Below are 538 nucleotides of genomic sequence, written 5' to 3' on the forward strand. Positions count from 1 at the left end.
CCGCTGATGCGCGCTGGTGGCATGGGGGACCGACAGATTCCAGATGGCAGCGCGCACCATTTCGCCGATCTGGACGCCGCGGGCGACCTCGGTGCCCGGTAGCAGCAGGCAGAATTCCTCGCCGCCATAGCGGCCGGCAAAGCCCGAGCTGCGATCGGCCAGATTCGAGAGCGCTTCGCCGACGCGCGCCAGGCAGGCATCGCCTTCGGGATGGCCAKAGGTGTCGTTGAAGAGTTTGAAGTGATCGACGTCGATCATCATCAGCGTCAGATGGTCGCCGGACTGCTGGGCTTTCAGCCATTCGAAGTCGAGGCGGCTTTGGAAGCCCCGCCGATTCGCCAGGCCGGACAGCATGTCCACCGATGCCAGCACCGTGAGCTGCTCGTTGCTGGCGCGCAATTCGCGTTCGCGGCCACGTAGTTGCGCTGCCATCCCGTAGAATGCGCGTGCCAGCGGCACGAACTCGGCCGGCAACGTGTTGCGCGCAACGCGCGCCGACCAGTCACCGCGGCCAAACCTCTGCGCCATGGTTTCCATC

At 65.5% G+C, this 538-nt stretch carries 1 protein-coding gene; it reads right to left on the reverse strand.

Going from position 1 to position 538, the window contains the following annotated elements; translation table 11 throughout:
- Window positions 1-538, reverse strand: a 538-nt coding sequence (locus tag AC1DU6_RS35540; protein ID WP_477863311.1) for a diguanylate cyclase, incomplete at both ends; no start/stop codon positions are given.

It is taken from the genome of Roseateles sp. P5_B10 (genome assembly GCF_056400485.1).